Source organism: Nonomuraea helvata (genome assembly GCF_039535785.1).
Taxonomy (GTDB): domain Bacteria; phylum Actinomycetota; class Actinomycetes; order Streptosporangiales; family Streptosporangiaceae; genus Nonomuraea; species Nonomuraea helvata.
The window spans coordinates 91,844-106,452 of record NZ_BAAAXV010000012.1; the positions used below are offsets into that span (position 1 = coordinate 91,844).

Below are 14,609 nucleotides of genomic sequence, written 5' to 3' on the forward strand. Positions count from 1 at the left end.
CGGCCAGGCGGCGCAGCGCCAGCTCGAACACCGGGTGCGGCGTCGCGGATCGGCCGGACGCTGTCGGGCACGGCGAAGCTCATGTTCCGGATCACACCCGAATCCGGTGGTCAGGTCAACGGTTTCAGGGCAGCCAGCTCACGCGGCCGTGCAGGAAGGCGTACCCGACGAAGGCGACGGTGTCGATCAGCGTGTGCGCCACGATCAGCGGCATGGCCCGGCCCCACCGCTGGTAGAGCCGCCCGAACACCAGCCCCATCACGACGTTCCCGACGAATCCCCCGAACCCCTGATAGAGGTGGTACGACCCGCGCAGCACCGACGACACGACGACGGCCTTCCACGGGCTCCATCCGGCCTGCCCCAGGCGGTGCAGCAGGTATCCGGCGACGAGCACCTCCTCCAGCACCCCGTTCTGCGCGGCCGCGAGCAGCAGCACGGGCACCTGCCACCACACCTGCGGGAGCTGCCCGGGGACCACGGTCAGGTTGACGCCGAGGGCCCACACGGCGAGGTAGAAGGCCAGCCCGGTGCCGCCGATCGCCGCCGCCAGCACCGCTCCGCGCGCCACGTCGCGCGTCTTCTGCCCGAAGTCCGCGCCGATCGTGCGCAGCGACTCCCCGGAGCGCACCATCAGGTACGCCACCAGCCCCACCGGCGCCACCGTGATCGCGATGTCGACGAGTTGCAGCGTCAGGTCCAGCCACGGCCGCCCGGGGGCCATCGACCCGACGAGCACCGCCTGCTGGCCCTTCAGCTCCTTGGGCGCCGTGAGCGCGCCGATCAGCCGGACGAGCGCCACGAGGCCGCTGGCGCCGAGCGAGACCGAGAACACGACGAAGAGCTCGGCCCGGATGAGCTTCGGCGCGAGCACCGGGGACGGCGCGCTGGGGGACGCGGCGGGGGACTCTGTGCGCATGGCCGCAGACTAGCCCCTACATGATCCGACCAGGATAAAGAGGCTGCATCCTGCCTGAAAGGCTGACGGCCCGCCCCCTCGCGGTGGGGCGGGCCGTCAGTCGGATCAGGTCGGGCGGATCAGGTCGGCCGGATCAGTGGGAGTCGGCCAGATCCAGGTCCTTCACCCGCGGGTCGCCCTCGTCGGCGAAGTAGTCGCCGCGAGCCGTCGCGTCCTCGCCGTCCGCCACCTTGGCGGCCCGGAACAGCAGCGTGCCCAGCGCCGCCACCACCAGGTTCACGATCACCGCCAGGAACCCGGCGTAGATCGTCATCTTGGTGTCGAAGCCCAGGTTCGCCAGCCCGAACGCCGAGCCGCCGAAGTGCAGCTTGCCGTTGGCGGGGTTGGGGATGAGGTACAGCATCCACAGGCCCGCCACCAGACCGGCCGCCCAGCCGGCGATCAGGCCGCTCTTGTGGAACCAGCGCGTGTAGAGGCCCAGGGCCACCGACGGCAGCGTCTGCAGGATGATCACGCCGCCGATGAGCTGCAGGTCGATCGAGAACTGCGGGTCGAGCAGCAGGATGCAGAGCACCGCGCCCACCTTGACGACCAGCGACACGATCTTGGAGACGTTGGCCTCCTGGGCGTCGGAGGCGTTCTTGTTGATGTACTCGCGGTAGATGTTGCGGGTGAACAGGTTCGCCGCCGCGATCGACATGATCGCCGCGGGGACGAGCGCGCCGATGCCGATGGCCGCGTACGCGACGCCCGCGAACCAGCTCGGGAACATCTGGTCGAACAGCATGGGCACGATCGTGTTCGTGTCGGGCTTGCCGGTGGCCGCGTTCACCACGGGCTTGGTGCCCGCCGCGATGGCCATGAAGCCGAGCAGCGCGATCAGGCCGAGCACGAAGCTGTAGGCGGGCAGCGCCGACATGTTGCGCTTGATGACGTTGCGGTTCTTCGAGGCCAGCACGCCGGTGAGGCTGTGCGGGTAGAGGAACAGCGCCAGCGCCGAGCCGAACGCCAGCGTCACGTACTGGAGCTGGTTGTTGGCGTTCAGGGTGATGCCGTCGTTCGGCAGCGGGGTGGTGTCGAACTTGTGCTTGGCCGCGTCGAAGATCGAGCCCCAGCCGCCCAGCTTGGCCGGGATGTAGATGACCGCCGCCAGGATCACGATGTAGATCAGCGCGTCCTTGACGAACGCGATGAGCGCGGGCGCCCGCAGGCCCGATTGGTAGGTGTACGCGGCCAGGATCGCGAACGCGATGATGATCGGCAGGTGCCCGGTGATGCCCATCGACTTCAGCACCGCCTCGATGCCGACGAGCTGGAGCGCGATGTACGGCATCGTCGCCACCAGCCCGGTGATCGCGATCACCAGTGCCAGGGTCGGCGATCCGAAGCGGGCCCGTACGAAGTCGGCCGGGGTGACGAACCCGTGCACGTGCGAGACCGACCACATCCGCGCCAGCACCAGGAACACCAGCGGGTACACCACCACCGTGTACGGCAGCGCGTAGAACCCCAGCGCGCCGGAGCTGAACACCAGTGCCGGCACCGCCACGAACGTGTAGGCGGTGTAGAGGTCACCGCCGACCAGGAACCATGTGATCCATGACCCGAAGCTGCGCCCGCCGAGGCCCCATTCGTTCAGGCTCGCCAGGTCGTTGGGCCGCCGCCACCGCGCGGCGACGAACCCCATGCCGCTCACCAGCACGAACAGCAGGATGAAGACGACCAGCTCGGTCGTGTGGCCGTTCATTTGGTCATCCTGTAGACGATGGTCGTGGACACGACGCCCACGATGATGAAGGCGAGCTGCAGCCAGTAGAAGAGCGGGAAGCCCAGCAGGCGTGGCTCGTCGGCGTTGAACAGGAACGTCAGCAGCGGCAGCACGATGGGCAGGACCAGCAGCCAGTTCCATGGGCTGCGGTCGGTGCGCGGCTGCCCGGGTTCCCCGGTAGTCATCGACCCTCCGATGAGTGGATCAGGAGCGGTGTTGTTACCGGATCCTGACGGTTAGTCAATGGAGGGAGATTACTTTGCGGGGGTATTAAACCCAATGTCGGTAGTATTACGGTTTGGCCTAAAATGCCGCGTCAGCCCCGCTAGCACCACCTCTCACCTGGGCAAACCTTATACGCGTGCGATGTCGCCATCCCTCCCCGCTCGCCGAGTGGTCGTTTCTCCGCGCCGAGCGGTCAAGCAGCCGGGCGGAAGCCGGCGGGAAAAGATGACATCAGGTGTCGGGTTTTCCCAGGACGATCGCTCGCATGATTGCTGTGGTGGCGGGGGCAACCCGCGGAACGGGACGAGGCATCGCGGTCGCGCTGGGCGCGGCCGGCGCGACGGTTTACTGCACGGGCAGGAGCACCCGGCGGCAGCGCTCCGAGATGAACCGGCCGGAGACCATAGAGGAGACGGCGGAGCTGGTGACCGCCGCAGGCGGCACCGGCATCCCGGTCCAGGTCGACCATCTGGACCCCGCCCAGGTCGAGGCGCTGGCCGAGCGGGTGGACCGCGCGCACGGCAGGCTGGACGTGCTGGTCAACGACGTGTGGGGCAGCGACCACCTGTGGGACTGGGAGACGCCGGTCTGGAAACACGACATGGAGAAGGGGTTCCGGCTGCTCAGGCTGGCGATCGACACCCACGTCATCACCAGCGGCCACCTGCTCCCGCTGATGATCAGGAACGAGGGCGGCCTGGTCGTGGAGGTCACCGACGGCACCTGGGCCTTCAACGAGACCCGCTACCGGGACAACGTCTACTACGACCTGGCCAAGGTGTCGGTGAACCGGCTCGGCTTCGCCTGGGCGAACGAGCTGCGCCCGTACGGCGGCACCGGGGTGGCGGTCACGCCGGGCTTCCTGCGCTCGGAGGCCATGCTCGACAACTTCGGCGTCACCGAGGACAACTGGCGGGAGGCGAAGGTGGACCCGGCCTGGCAGGTGTCCGAGACGCCCGCGTACGTCGGCAGGGGCGTGGCGGCCCTCGCCACGGACCCGGACCGGCAGCGCTGGTCCGGCCGGTCGGTGTCGAGCGAGGAGCTGGCCGAGGCGTACGGCCTCACGGACGTGGACGGCAGCCGGCCGCGGGTGTGGAGCTTCCTCACGGAGCCACGCGAGCCGGGCAAGGAGCTCGACCCGGCCGACTACCGATGACTCACCGGTAGAGGGCGGACATGCGGGCGGCGGCGTCGGCGACCATCGCCCGCAGCTCCGGCGGGTCCAGCACCTCAGCCTCCGGCCCGAACCGCAGCACCTGCGAGTAGGCCACCTCCACCGACTCCACCCCCAGCCGCACCGTCCCGTCCGGCCGGAGCGAGGCGAGGGCCTCCTCGAGCGCGGCCGGGTCGGCGATGTGCCGCAGCATCCGCACCCCCCGCTCGCTGAGCCGCAACGTGACCACCTCCCGCAGCAGCGACCGGCTGAACTGCGCCGACTGCCCCGCCCAGAAGGCCGCCAGGTCGAAGGCGGGGTCACGGTCGAAGGACTCAGGAAGCACGGACACCGCGCCGAACCGGGGGACCCGGAAGATCAGGAACCGGGTCCCGAGCCGCGCGGCCAGGTACCAGGTGCCCGCCTTGAGCACCAGCCCGTACGGCTCCAGCGTACGCACCCGCTCCTTGTAGACGGCCGAGACGCGGCGGTCGTTCCACACGGCCCTGGCCAGCGGGGCGAGGGCCGGCGGCGGCGGGTCGCCGCTCGCGAACCAGCCGGGCGCGTCCAGGTGGAAGCGCTGCGCCGCGACGGCGGGCGCGTCCCGCAGCGCGGGGGAGAGCGCGGCGGCGGCCTTCAGCCGGGCCGTGGCCGCCACCTCCTCCAGCCCCATCTCCCGCAGCGCCGCCGGCACCCCCGACAGGAACAGCGCCTCCGCCTCGGCCCGGTCCAGCCCCGTCAGCCGCGTCCGGTACCCGTCCAGCAGCCGGTACCCGCCGCCACGCCCCCGGTCGGCGTACACGGGCACGCCCGCCTCCGACAGCGCCAGCATGTCCCGGTGCACCGTGCGCTCCGAGACCTCCAGCTCCTTGGCCAGCTCGGCCGCCGTCATCCCGCCCCGGCCCTGCAGCAGCAGGACCAGCGACATCAACCGCGAGGCGCGCACAGCGGCAGCACCACGGCGGAGGGACGGTCAGGGGAGTGGAACACCTCGATGTCGGCGGGCACCATCGCGCCGTCGCCGCCGCCCAGGGGGTCGCCGGTGCCGTGGTTGCGGGCGATCGTCGGGTACGCCCCCGCCGCCACGTGCACCCTGATCCGGTGGTCGCGCCTGAAGCGGTGCGCGATCGGCCAGAGATCGACGGAGACCCGGCGCATCCCGGGACCGGCGTCCGCCAGCCGGCGCACGCCCTCGCACACGTTGAGCGAGCGCCCGTCCGGGTGCACGTCGCACACCCGTACCACCACGTCCACATGCGGCGTGCTCGACCGCACGAAAAGCTCAGCCCGCACCGGCCCGATCATCTCCACGTCCGACTTCAGCGCCGCTGAACTGTACACCAGCACGTCGCGCCGCTGCTCCAGCCGCCGCTGGTCGCGCGGCCTGGAGTCTCCGAGCAGCACGGGGCCGCCGATCACGGGCGTCGGATGGGCGGGGTGGTACCGGAACCGGTCGGGCGGGGACTCCAGCGGCCCCTCGGTCCCCAGCCCGAATCCGCGCTGCAGGTGCCAGCGCTGCTCCCGCATCCCCGGCACCGGCCAGTCGGGGTAGTCGCGCCACTCCTCGGCCCCCGTCACGTAGAGCCGCACGGGCTCGGCCCGCAGCCCGGAGCGGTCGCCCAGCAGGTGCGCGCGGAACCAGGCCGACGCCTCGGCCATGGCGGGCCGCCCGTGCCGGGTGTCGACGTGGTACCAGGGCCCGATCGTCAGGTACGGCCGCCGCCCCGTGGCCCGCATCGCCGTGTAGTCCTTGATCTGCCACGGCAGGAACACGTCGTACCAGCCGCCCAGCATGGTGACCGCCGCATCCACCTCGCCGACCTTCAGGGAGAAGTCACGCCTGTCCCAATAGGCGACGGCCGGATCGGCGTGGTGCGTGAGCAGGTCCTGGTAGAACCGGAGCGGCCGCCCGACCGACGCCAGGTCCAGCTCGGCCAGGGGACGGCCCGACAGGACCGCCCTGCGGGCCAGTCTCGGAGCGGTCAGCACCGCGGCGCCGCCGAAGCGGCGCGACATGGTGTCGGTGAGCGTGGTCCAGCTCAGCGTCGACTCCAGCGCGAACGCGCCGCCCACGTACGCCGCGTCCCTGAACTGGGAGGCGGTGATCTGCGTGGCCATGGCCTTCAGCTCGGGTCCCACGTAGGGCGCGACGGCCCACTGCGTGTAGCCGAGGTAGGAGGGGCCGAACATCGCGAACGAGCCGCCGTACCACGGCTGCCCGCGCAGCCACGCCACGGTGGCCAGCCCGTCGTCGTGCTCGTCGCCGAGCGGGTCGAGCAGGCCACCGGAGCCGAAGCCGCCGCGGCAGCTCTGGATGACGACGTGGAAGCCCTGCCGGGCGAAGCCGCGGCCGTAGAACCAGCCGAACAGGCCGCGCCGGCCGTACGGTGAGCGCATCAGGATGACGGGCGCCGGGCCGCCGCAGGCCGGCGCGTAGTGGTCGGCCAGCAGCGTCACGCCGTCGGGCATCGGCACGGGAAGATCCCGCTGGAGCCGAAAGCGTCTCATGTACTTACCAGTAACATACGCCGCCCGGTCCGCGGTATCCCGGGGGCGTCCGTTCCGGGTAAGGGCTGCCCCGGGACAGCCCTTACCCGGGTCCCGCTACGGGAGCGCCTTGTCCGGGCGCTCCGAGATGCGGACGGCGTTCACGATCGTCGAGCCCTGCCGGGTGGCGAAGCGGACGTTGAGCTGGCCGTCGGTGACCTTCACCGTGTACTGCCGGCTCACGGCCGTGTACGTGCCCGCCTCCAGGGCCAGGTCGAGCGCCGGGATCGCCAGCTGCCCCTCGACCAGCACGTCGAAGACGCGCTTGCCCGGCTGCGTGCTCTTGAGATCGGCGAAGTCCAGCTCGACGGTGTACGTGCCGGCGGGCACGTTGTCGAACCGGTACTCCAGCATCTTCTCCCGCGCGGTCTTGAAGAGCGCCTGGTCGGCGGTCCCCGCGATGGTCCTGGACGTGCTCGACGTGCTGGTCGAGGTGGCCACGTAACCGTAGCTCCCGGCCGCGTACTTCTTGTCGGGCGTCCAGGTGTCACCGGCGCTGTCGACCACGTTCTTGCCGGCGCCCACGTCGACGGCCACCTGCAGCTTGGGCACCACGACCGTCACCTTGATCTCGATGGTCGGCTGCCGGCCGCTGGCCGACTGAACGAGCAGCTTGCCCGTCTTCACCGTTCCTGGCGCGACGCCGGCGCTGGAGAGCGTCGCCTTCAGCGTCACCTTCTGGTCCTTGGCCAGGCTGCCCGAGGCCGGCGTCGTGGCGAACCACGGCTCCGAGACCACCGTGTACGGCGTGGGCGAGCCCAGGTTCGTCAGCTCCAGGGTCCGCGTACGGGTGGACCCGGCCGGCATCACCACGGTCAGCTCGGCGGCTGACGCGCTCACCCGCCCGGTGACCAGCGCCGTGTCGATCCGCGTCACCGTGGCGGCCGCCACCGTGACGGCCTTGGTGAAGGTGCCGTAGTGCTCCTTGGAGACCACGACCTCGTAGTCGCCGGCCGGCACCTGCCCGTAGAACGAGCCGTCCGCGCCGGGCGTGAACGTGGCCACGTCGCCCACCTTCACCGTCGCCCCGGCCAGCGGCTGACCGTCGTTGGCGTCGGTGACCGCGCCGATGACCAGGCCGTGCCTGCTGGCCGTGAACGTCAGGCCCTGCCCGGTGGAGAGCACGGGCTCCTCGTACGCGTACAGCATGGCGTCGTCGCCCGCCGCGTTCTCGATGCCGACGGTCGCGCTGGAGCCCTGCTCGCGCTCGCTGTCGATGTCCTTGTACCGGAACCCGATCGAGCCGTCCTCGCCCAGCAGCGCCGAGAACGACACCCGCTGGTCGCTCGCGTTGTAGAAGCCGACGTTGCGCCACTCCACCACGAACGTCCGGTGCGGCGCCGTGCCCGTCACCGCGGTGTAGACGCCGGCCTGGGCGTCCACCGTGAGGTCGTCCCAGTACGCGTAGATCGCGTTGTTGGGTGCGGTCGTCGTCGGGAGCCGGCCGTTGCTGCCGGTGGTGGCCTTGTCGGTGGCGAACGAGATGTTGCCGTTCGTGCCGATCCACGCCTTGCCGTACCCCGTGCCGTAGAACGGCACCGGGAACGGCAGCGTCACCTGCTGGGCGTCGTCGTCACCGGTCAGCGCCAGCTTCTCGGTGCCCGCCACGTACGCCTGCGCGCCGCTCTTGCAGGTGTAGCCGAAGTTGTCGCCGCGCAGCGGCAGCTCGATGTCCTTGACCACGTCGCCGGCCACCGAGACGGACGCCGTCGTGCCGCTGGAGCAGCGGGAGACCGGCGTGACCGTCAGCTCGTAGTCGCCGTGCGGCAGCGTCAGGCTGTAGCGGCCCGCCGCGTCGGTCACGGCCCTCACCGGCGTGCCGGTGGCCGCCACCGTCGCGCCCTGCTCGGGCGTGCCCGCCGTGCTGATCGTGCCGGAGACCGTGCCCGCCGCCTGCCTGGTCATGGCCACGTCCGCGGTCGTGGACTGCCCGGCCGTGATCGTGGCCGGCGCGGTGGCCTTGTCGTAGCCGAACTTCTCCGCGCTGACCTGGTAGTCGCCGGGCAGCAGGCGCGGGACGGCGTACGTGCCGTCCTGGCCGGTCGTCACCGTGCGGCTCAGCGGCCCGGAGACCGTGACCGTCGCCCCGGCCACGGGCGCGCCGCCCGCGGTGACCGTGCCGCGCAGGTCGCCGACGCCCTCGTGGGGCGCGGCCTGCACGGCGGCGTACGTGTCTAGCCTGCCCTCGCCCCAGACGTTGTTGTCGGTGGCGGTGCCGCCGCAGCTGGTGTCGCTGACGTCGATCGCGGTGCTGTCGAGCAGCGGCCGGGTGGCCGCCACGTTGCCCTGCAGCCCCGGTGAGCCCGACCAGATCAGCGCGACCGTGGCCGCCACGTGCGGCGAGGCCATCGACGTGCCGGTGTAGCTGCTGTAGGTGTTGCCGGGGGTCGAGGAGCGCACGTTGACGGCCGGGGCCGCGATGTTCGGCTTGATCTCGCCGTTCTCGCCCTCGCCCTTGCTCGACCGGCTGTACAGCGTGTTGTTGACGTCGAAACCGCCCGCGCTGTAGCTGCTCACGTAGTCGCCGGGCGAGCCGCTGGTGCGGCAGGCGGGGCCCTCGTTGCCGTTGGCGAACGCCGGGAAGATCCCGGCCGCGACCCAGGCCTCGACGATCTCCTTGTACCAGAAGTCGTTCCCCGGCCCGCCCCAGGAGTTGTTGACGATGTCGGGCGCCAGGTCGGGGCGCGGGTTACGGCCGTTCAGGTCCGTGGGCGCCAGGATCCACTGGCCGGCCGCCAGCAGGGAGGCGTCGGTGCAGGTGTTGACCTCGCAGCCCTTGGCGGCGATCCACTTGGCGCCGGGCGCGACGCCGATGCCGTTCGCGCCGACCATCGTGCCCATGGTGTGGGTGCCGTGGCCGTTGTTGTCGCACGGCGCGGCCGTCGGGCACACGTGCGCCGGGTCGAACCAGTTGTAGTCGTGCGTGAACGTGCCGTCCTGGTTCCTGCCCCGGTAGCTCTGGACCAGCTCGGGGTGGTCGAACTGGGCGCCGGAGTCGATGTGGGCGACGACGATGCCCTCGCCGCGGTTGCCCAGCTCACTCCAGACACGCGGCGCGTTGATCCGGTCGATGTTCCACTCGACCGCGTTCACCTTGGCCTCCGCCCTCCCGGACACAGGCTCGGGGAGGGTGTAGGTACGGACCGGCTCGAGGCTCTGGACCTCGGGCAGCTTGGCGATCTCGCCCGCCAGCTTCTCGTCGGCGGTCACCCGCACCGCGTCGACGATCCAGTACGGGGTGTAGTCGGCGTGGCGGGAGTCGAGCAGCTTGCGCAGGTTCTGCTGCGAGTTCTTGGCCCGGTCGGTCTTCGCCTCGAAGACGAGCTCGGCCTTCGCGTCCTTGGTGACGGCCCGGCGGGCGCCGCTCAGGTCGGCGGCCCCTTTCATCCGGACCCAGAAAGTGGCTTTGTCGTCCCGTGCCAGTTTCGCTTGGACGGTCGCGTCTATTTTCGCGGGATCCGGCGCCGCGTGGGCCGCGGCCTGCGGAACGGATAAGCCTGCGATGACGACGATCCCGGTGAGGATCGCCCGCCAGCGGGGGGTGTGGGGCACCGCGCCTCTCCTTCGAGACTTCTGAGACTTTCGAGACAAGAGGTGATCTTCACGCCTCTGTCGAGAAGCGTGAAGAGATCTTGTCTGGAAAGCAAGAGGTGCCGCGAAATGTAACGTGACTGGCAGAAATGTAATCTGGTCAGCTGAAATGTCGCCACATAGGCCACATGGTGGACCAGGGCTGTTTTGGCCCCCTGCACAGGTAGACCGGCAGGCCCTGCTCCTCGTTGTCGACGCCCGCGCCGTTGTCGATCCTGGCCTTCTCCTCACAGGAGCCGAACTGTGCGAGGCCACGTGGCCCGAAGTTCACCAGGATCACGGTCGTGGCGGTCTCGGGCGGCGGGCCGTACTCCCAGAGCTGGTTGTGGCCCGAGTAGACGCGCGGCACCCCGGCCTGGGCCAGAGCGCCGTGCTCGCCGTAACTGCCGGTCACGATCACCGCCCTGGCCCGCTCGTCAGGGGGGAGCGCGCCCAGGACGCCGTTGACCGCGGCGACGAACCGCGGCCAGCCGACCGACTCGCGCGCCACCTCGTTGATCGCCGGCACCGGGCTCGAGGCCAGCTCGGCCACCGGGATGAGCGGCAGCGCGATCACGGCCGAGCCGAGGCCGCTGAGCACCAGGCCCGCCAGCCACGGGCGCCAGGCCTTCTCGGCGCCCACGCAGCCCGCGGCGAACAGCAGCAGGATCAGCCCGGCCGTGTAGTCGAAGCGCCCGCCGCTGATCAGCGTCAGCGCCGCCGCCACCGGGTAGGCGACGGCCGGCGCCCGCACCCGCCGGTCGCGCCACAGCCGCACGAACCCCCACACCGCGAGCACCGACACCACCGGGCCGAACAGCGTCAGCTGCATCGGCACGAACAGCACCCGCATCTCGGCGCCCTTGTTCGCGCTGAGCGCCGCCGCCATTTTGAGCTGCGGCCAGTCGTGGGTCACCTGGTAGATGAGGTTGGGCAGGGCGATCACCACCGCGACCAGCGCCCCCGCCCACAGCCACGGGCTCGCCAGAATCCGCCGCGGCCCCGCTGTCAGCAGCCCCACCGCGAGCCCGATCACCAGCAGCGCGATGAGGTGTTTGTTGAACGTGGCCAGCCCGATGACGGCGCCCGCCGCGAGCCACCAGCGCGGCTGCTCGCGCAGCAGCGCCTTCAGCAGGAACAGGATGGCCGCCGCCCACAGCGGCAGGTCGAAGCTGAGCGTCAGCAGCGAGTGCCCCGCGATCAGCGAGTACGCGCCCGTCGCCGTGCCCAGCGCGGCCATCACCTGTGCCGCCCTGCCGCCCTCCAGCTCACGCGCGATCAGGGCCATGAGCACGACCAGGATCGCGACGGCCAGCGCCGGGAACGCCCTGATGCCGGTGAGCGTGTCGCCGAACAGCGCGATCCCGGTCCTGGCCAGCATCGGCGTCAGCGGCGGCTGGTCGACGTACCCCCAGGCGGGATGCTCGGACAGCACGCGGAAGTACAGCTCGTCACGGTGATAGCCGTACCAGGGGCTCAGCGCCAGCAGCACCCCGAACAGCAGGACCGCGATCACCGTCACCGGACGCCAGGCTAAGGGCCGCTCCATGGCCCCCAAAGCTAGATCTTTTCGGACCCCTTTGTCACCGGTCGATAGCCGAACTGTTTCATGATCGTCAGGAAGTACGCCTTGATCTGCTCGGCGCTCTGGTCGTCGGGGCGGCCGACGAGATGGCCTATCACCGCGCTGCTCAGGACGTCCGCCACCACGTCGACGTCGATGTGCGCGGGAAGCTCACCGCGGTCGCGGGCGAGGAGGAGCGCCTCGCGCACCACCGCCGCCCGCCGCCCGGTGTTGGCCTCGTGGTACGCCCTGATCAGCTCGGGATAGTCGTCGACCGTGCCGAAGACCCGGCGCAGCAGGACCCGGTTGCGCGGCACGGATATGTGCCCCGCCCAGTCACCGAACATGTCGTCGAGGTCGCGCCAGCCGGTGAGAGCGGGGTCGTCGTCGTGGTGCGCCAACTGCAGGGCCTGCACGAGCAGCGCGGTCTTGTCGGCGTACCGGCGGTAGACCGTCGCTCTCGTCACCCCGGCCCGCTTGGCGACCTGCTCGATGCTGGTCTGGGTCGCGCCCTGCTCGATGAGCAGGTCGAGCGCGGCCGTGAGGATGGCCAGGTCGGCCTCCTGACTGCGCGGCCGGCCGGCGGGCCGCGGTGCTCGCGCGGCGAGGTCGTCGGTGGTCATCATGCCTGGCGGGTCACCATCTTGTCGTAGAGGCGGTCCGGCAGGAGTCTATTGACCCACAGCAGCAGATCGGCCAGGTGGCCGACGGCGTAGCGGGGTTTCGGGTCGCGCGCGGCCACGATCTCGGCAACGGCCCGGCCCACCACGCGGGGGTCGGACGCCTTGCTGCCCGGCCCGAACCCCTCCTCGGCCCGCCGTGCCATCCACTCCGCGACCTCCGCGTACGGGCCGTGCCCCGAGATCTCCCTGAGCTGGCGCGGCGTGTCGTCCTCGAACCCGGTCTTGATGATCCCCGGCTGCACCACCACCACGCGCACGCCGAACCGGGCCACCTCCTGCCTGAGCGAGTCCGAGTACGCCTCCAGCGCGTGCTTGGAGGCGTGGTACCAGGCGCCCAGCGGCAGCGAGATCTCGCCCGCGATCGAGGAGATGTTGACGATCGTGCCCGAGCGCCGCTCGCGCATCTGCGGTAGCACGAGCTGGGTCAGCCGGGCCAGGCCGAAGAGGTTGACCTCGAACACCTGCCTGGCGCGCTCCATCGGCACCTCCTCGGCGGCGCCGTGCACGGCGGTGCCCGCGTTGTTCACCAGCACGTCGATGCGCTGGTGCTGGTCGAGGACGGCCTGCACGGCACGGTCGAGGTCGGCCTCGCTGGTGACGTCGGCGCCGATCGCGTGGCCGCCGGCGTCCTGGATGACGTCCATCTTCTCCACCCGGCGTGCCAGGCCGTAGACGGTGTGGCCGGCGCGCAGCAGCTCCAGCGCGGTGGCCCGGCCGATGCCGGACGACGCGCCGGTGACGAGACACACCTTGCCGGTCATCGTGCCGGTCATCGTGCCGGTCATCGCGCCGGTCATCGTGCCGTGTCCCAGGTCACCGGGAGGCTGTGCACCCCGTGGATGAGCATGTCGGTGTGGAGCGGCACCTCGCTCGGCTCGACAGCCAGCCGCAGTGACGGGAACCTCCGGAACAGCGCGGGATAGCCCGCCCGCATCTCCACCCTGGACAGCTGCTGGCCGAGGCACTGGTGCACGCCGTGGCCGAAGCCCACGTGCCCGGCGGTGTCCCGGCGCAGGTCGAGGGTGTCGGGGTCGGGGAAGCGGCCCGGGTCGCGGTTGGCGGACGGGATGGAGACGGTGACCGTCTCACCCTTCCTGACCAGCTCGCCGCCCAGCTCGACGTCCTCCAGCGCCGTACGCACCAGGAAGGGGACGATGCTCAGGTAGCGCAGCAGCTCCTCCACCACCTGGTCCACCCGCTCGGGCTCGTCGCGCAGGACGGCCAGCTGGTCGGGGTGGCGCAGCAGCGCGAACGTGCCCAGGGCGAGCATGTTCGCCGTCGTGTCAAGACCGGAGCCCACCAGCATGAAACCGATGTTGGCCAGCTCCTCGTCGCTCAGATCGCTCTTGGTGAGGCCGCTCAGCATGTCGTCGGTGGGCGCCGCCCGCTTGGCCGTCACCAGCTCGCGCATCTGCGCCTGCATGGACAGGAACGCGGAGACCTTCTCCTCCTGCGGGAGATCCGGCCGCAGGAGCGCGTCGGCCCCGGTCATGAAGCCGGCCCGGTCCTCATCGGGCACGCCGAGCAGCTCGCAGATCACCACCGCGGGGACCGGAGCAGCGAACGCCTGCACCAGGTCGGCCGGCGGGCCCTGCCGCTCCATGAGGTCCAGCTGCTCCTTGGTGATCTCCTCTATGCGCTCGGTGAGCAGGCGCATCCTGCGCACGGTGAACTCGCCGGTGAGCAGCTGGCGGTAGCGGGTGTGCTCGGGCGGGTCCATCCCGATGAAGAACCCGGGAGGCGCGGGCCGGGCCTCGCTCGTGCTCTCGATGGGCGTGTGCCGCAGCTCGGAGCGGGTGCTGAAACGGCGGTCGGCCAGCACCGCGCGCACCAGCGCGTGGCTGGTGACGAGCCAGCCCTGGTGGCCGTCGGGGTAGGCCAGCCGGGCTATGGGCCGGGTCTCGCGCAGCTTGGCGAGGTCTTCTGGCGGGTCGAACGGGGTGGGCCGCTCGGTGGGGAACGTGATCGCCTCGGTCTCGGTCATGTCGGATCTCCTTCCTATGAATACAGTACAGCTCTGTATTGAAATAGCGGAACCGGGTTCGCGTTGCGCGATCATGGTCCGGCGGTTAGTCTGTCCTCATGCGAAATCACGTCCAGCTGCAGTGGTGGCGCCGCTCCTAGGCGGCGTTGTGTTTCGCATTTCTGAACGGACGGCCGCCCCGGATGGCGGCCTTTCG

General features: G+C 70.6%; 11 protein-coding genes. 1 reads left to right on the forward strand and 10 read right to left on the reverse strand.

Annotation, left to right across the window (positions count from 1 at the left end):
• Positions 1-124: 124 nt before the first annotated feature.
• The 3 genes from ABD830_RS50495 to ABD830_RS50505 all read right to left on the reverse strand — a co-directional run bounded on the left by ABD830_RS50495 (position 125) and on the right by ABD830_RS50505 (position 2,872).
• Positions 125-919 carry a CPBP family intramembrane glutamic endopeptidase gene (locus ABD830_RS50495; protein ID WP_345002760.1) on the reverse strand — a complete coding sequence of 265 codons (795 nt, stop codon included), beginning with the start codon at positions 917-919 and terminating at the stop codon, positions 125-127.
• A 133-nt stretch (positions 920-1,052) separates the two neighbouring features.
• Positions 1,053-2,666, reverse strand: coding sequence for a monocarboxylate uptake permease MctP (gene mctP / locus ABD830_RS50500; RefSeq protein ID WP_345002761.1), 1,614 nt, complete (start codon positions 2,664-2,666; stop codon positions 1,053-1,055).
• On the reverse strand, positions 2,663-2,872 hold the full coding sequence (locus tag ABD830_RS50505; RefSeq protein ID WP_345002762.1) for a DUF3311 domain-containing protein: 210 nt from the start codon (positions 2,870-2,872) through the stop codon (positions 2,663-2,665). Before ABD830_RS50505 ends, mctP begins: the two co-directional genes overlap by 4 nt.
• A gap of 305 nt (positions 2,873-3,177) precedes the next feature.
• Here ABD830_RS50505 and ABD830_RS50510 point away from each other — a divergent pair, with 305 nt between their 5' ends.
• Positions 3,178-4,068: an SDR family oxidoreductase gene (locus tag ABD830_RS50510; protein ID WP_345002763.1), complete on the forward strand. Its 891-nt coding sequence runs from the start codon at positions 3,178-3,180 to the stop codon at positions 4,066-4,068.
• Between the two features lies 1 nt (position 4,069).
• On the opposite strand, the gene ABD830_RS50515 is transcribed toward ABD830_RS50510, so the two are convergent.
• From ABD830_RS50515 to ABD830_RS50545, 7 genes are all read right to left on the reverse strand, one after another.
• Positions 4,070-5,011, reverse strand: coding sequence for a helix-turn-helix transcriptional regulator (locus ABD830_RS50515; RefSeq protein WP_345002764.1), 942 nt, complete (start codon positions 5,009-5,011; stop codon positions 4,070-4,072).
• The gene (locus ABD830_RS50520) at positions 4,993-6,573 is read right to left on the reverse strand and encodes a CocE/NonD family hydrolase (protein ID WP_345002765.1); all 1,581 of its coding nucleotides are present in this window, start codon (positions 6,571-6,573) and stop codon (positions 4,993-4,995) included. Before ABD830_RS50520 ends, ABD830_RS50515 begins: the two co-directional genes overlap by 19 nt.
• A gap of 96 nt (positions 6,574-6,669) precedes the next feature.
• The gene (locus ABD830_RS50525) at positions 6,670-10,164 is read right to left on the reverse strand and encodes a S8 family serine peptidase (protein WP_345002766.1); all 3,495 of its coding nucleotides are present in this window, start codon (positions 10,162-10,164) and stop codon (positions 6,670-6,672) included.
• A 139-nt stretch (positions 10,165-10,303) separates the two neighbouring features.
• On the reverse strand, positions 10,304-11,731 hold the full coding sequence (locus tag ABD830_RS50530; protein ID WP_345002767.1) for a glycosyltransferase family 39 protein: 1,428 nt from the start codon (positions 11,729-11,731) through the stop codon (positions 10,304-10,306).
• An 11-nt stretch (positions 11,732-11,742) separates the two neighbouring features.
• On the reverse strand, positions 11,743-12,372 hold the full coding sequence (locus ABD830_RS50535) for a TetR/AcrR family transcriptional regulator (RefSeq protein WP_345002768.1): 630 nt from the start codon (positions 12,370-12,372) through the stop codon (positions 11,743-11,745).
• Entirely contained in the window at positions 12,369-13,226 is an 858-nt protein-coding gene (locus ABD830_RS50540) for an oxidoreductase (protein WP_345002769.1), read from the reverse strand. The genes ABD830_RS50535 and ABD830_RS50540 overlap by 4 nt, the downstream gene beginning before the upstream one ends.
• Entirely contained in the window at positions 13,223-14,413 is a 1,191-nt protein-coding gene (locus tag ABD830_RS50545; protein WP_345002770.1) for a cytochrome P450, read from the reverse strand. Before ABD830_RS50545 ends, ABD830_RS50540 begins: the two co-directional genes overlap by 4 nt.
• Between the last annotated feature and the right edge of the window lie 196 nt (positions 14,414-14,609).

Coding starts and splice junctions, on each gene's coding strand:
- ABD830_RS50495 (WP_345002760.1), bottom strand. CDS start 919: ATGCGCACAGAGTCCCCCGCCGCGTCCCCCAGCGCGCCGTCCCCGGTG.
- mctP (WP_345002761.1), bottom strand. CDS start 2,666: ATGAACGGCCACACGACCGAGCTGGTCGTCTTCATCCTGCTGTTCGTG.
- ABD830_RS50505 (WP_345002762.1), bottom strand. CDS start 2,872: ATGACTACCGGGGAACCCGGGCAGCCGCGCACCGACCGCAGCCCATGG.
- ABD830_RS50510 (WP_345002763.1), top strand. CDS start 3,178: ATGATTGCTGTGGTGGCGGGGGCAACCCGCGGAACGGGACGAGGCATC.
- ABD830_RS50520 (WP_345002765.1), bottom strand. CDS start 6,573: ATGAGACGCTTTCGGCTCCAGCGGGATCTTCCCGTGCCGATGCCCGAC.
- ABD830_RS50530 (WP_345002767.1), bottom strand. CDS start 11,731: ATGGAGCGGCCCTTAGCCTGGCGTCCGGTGACGGTGATCGCGGTCCTG.
- ABD830_RS50535 (WP_345002768.1), bottom strand. CDS start 12,372: ATGATGACCACCGACGACCTCGCCGCGCGAGCACCGCGGCCCGCCGGC.
- ABD830_RS50540 (WP_345002769.1), bottom strand. CDS start 13,226: ATGACCGGCGCGATGACCGGCACGATGACCGGCACGATGACCGGCAAG.
- ABD830_RS50545 (WP_345002770.1), bottom strand. CDS start 14,413: ATGACCGAGACCGAGGCGATCACGTTCCCCACCGAGCGGCCCACCCCG.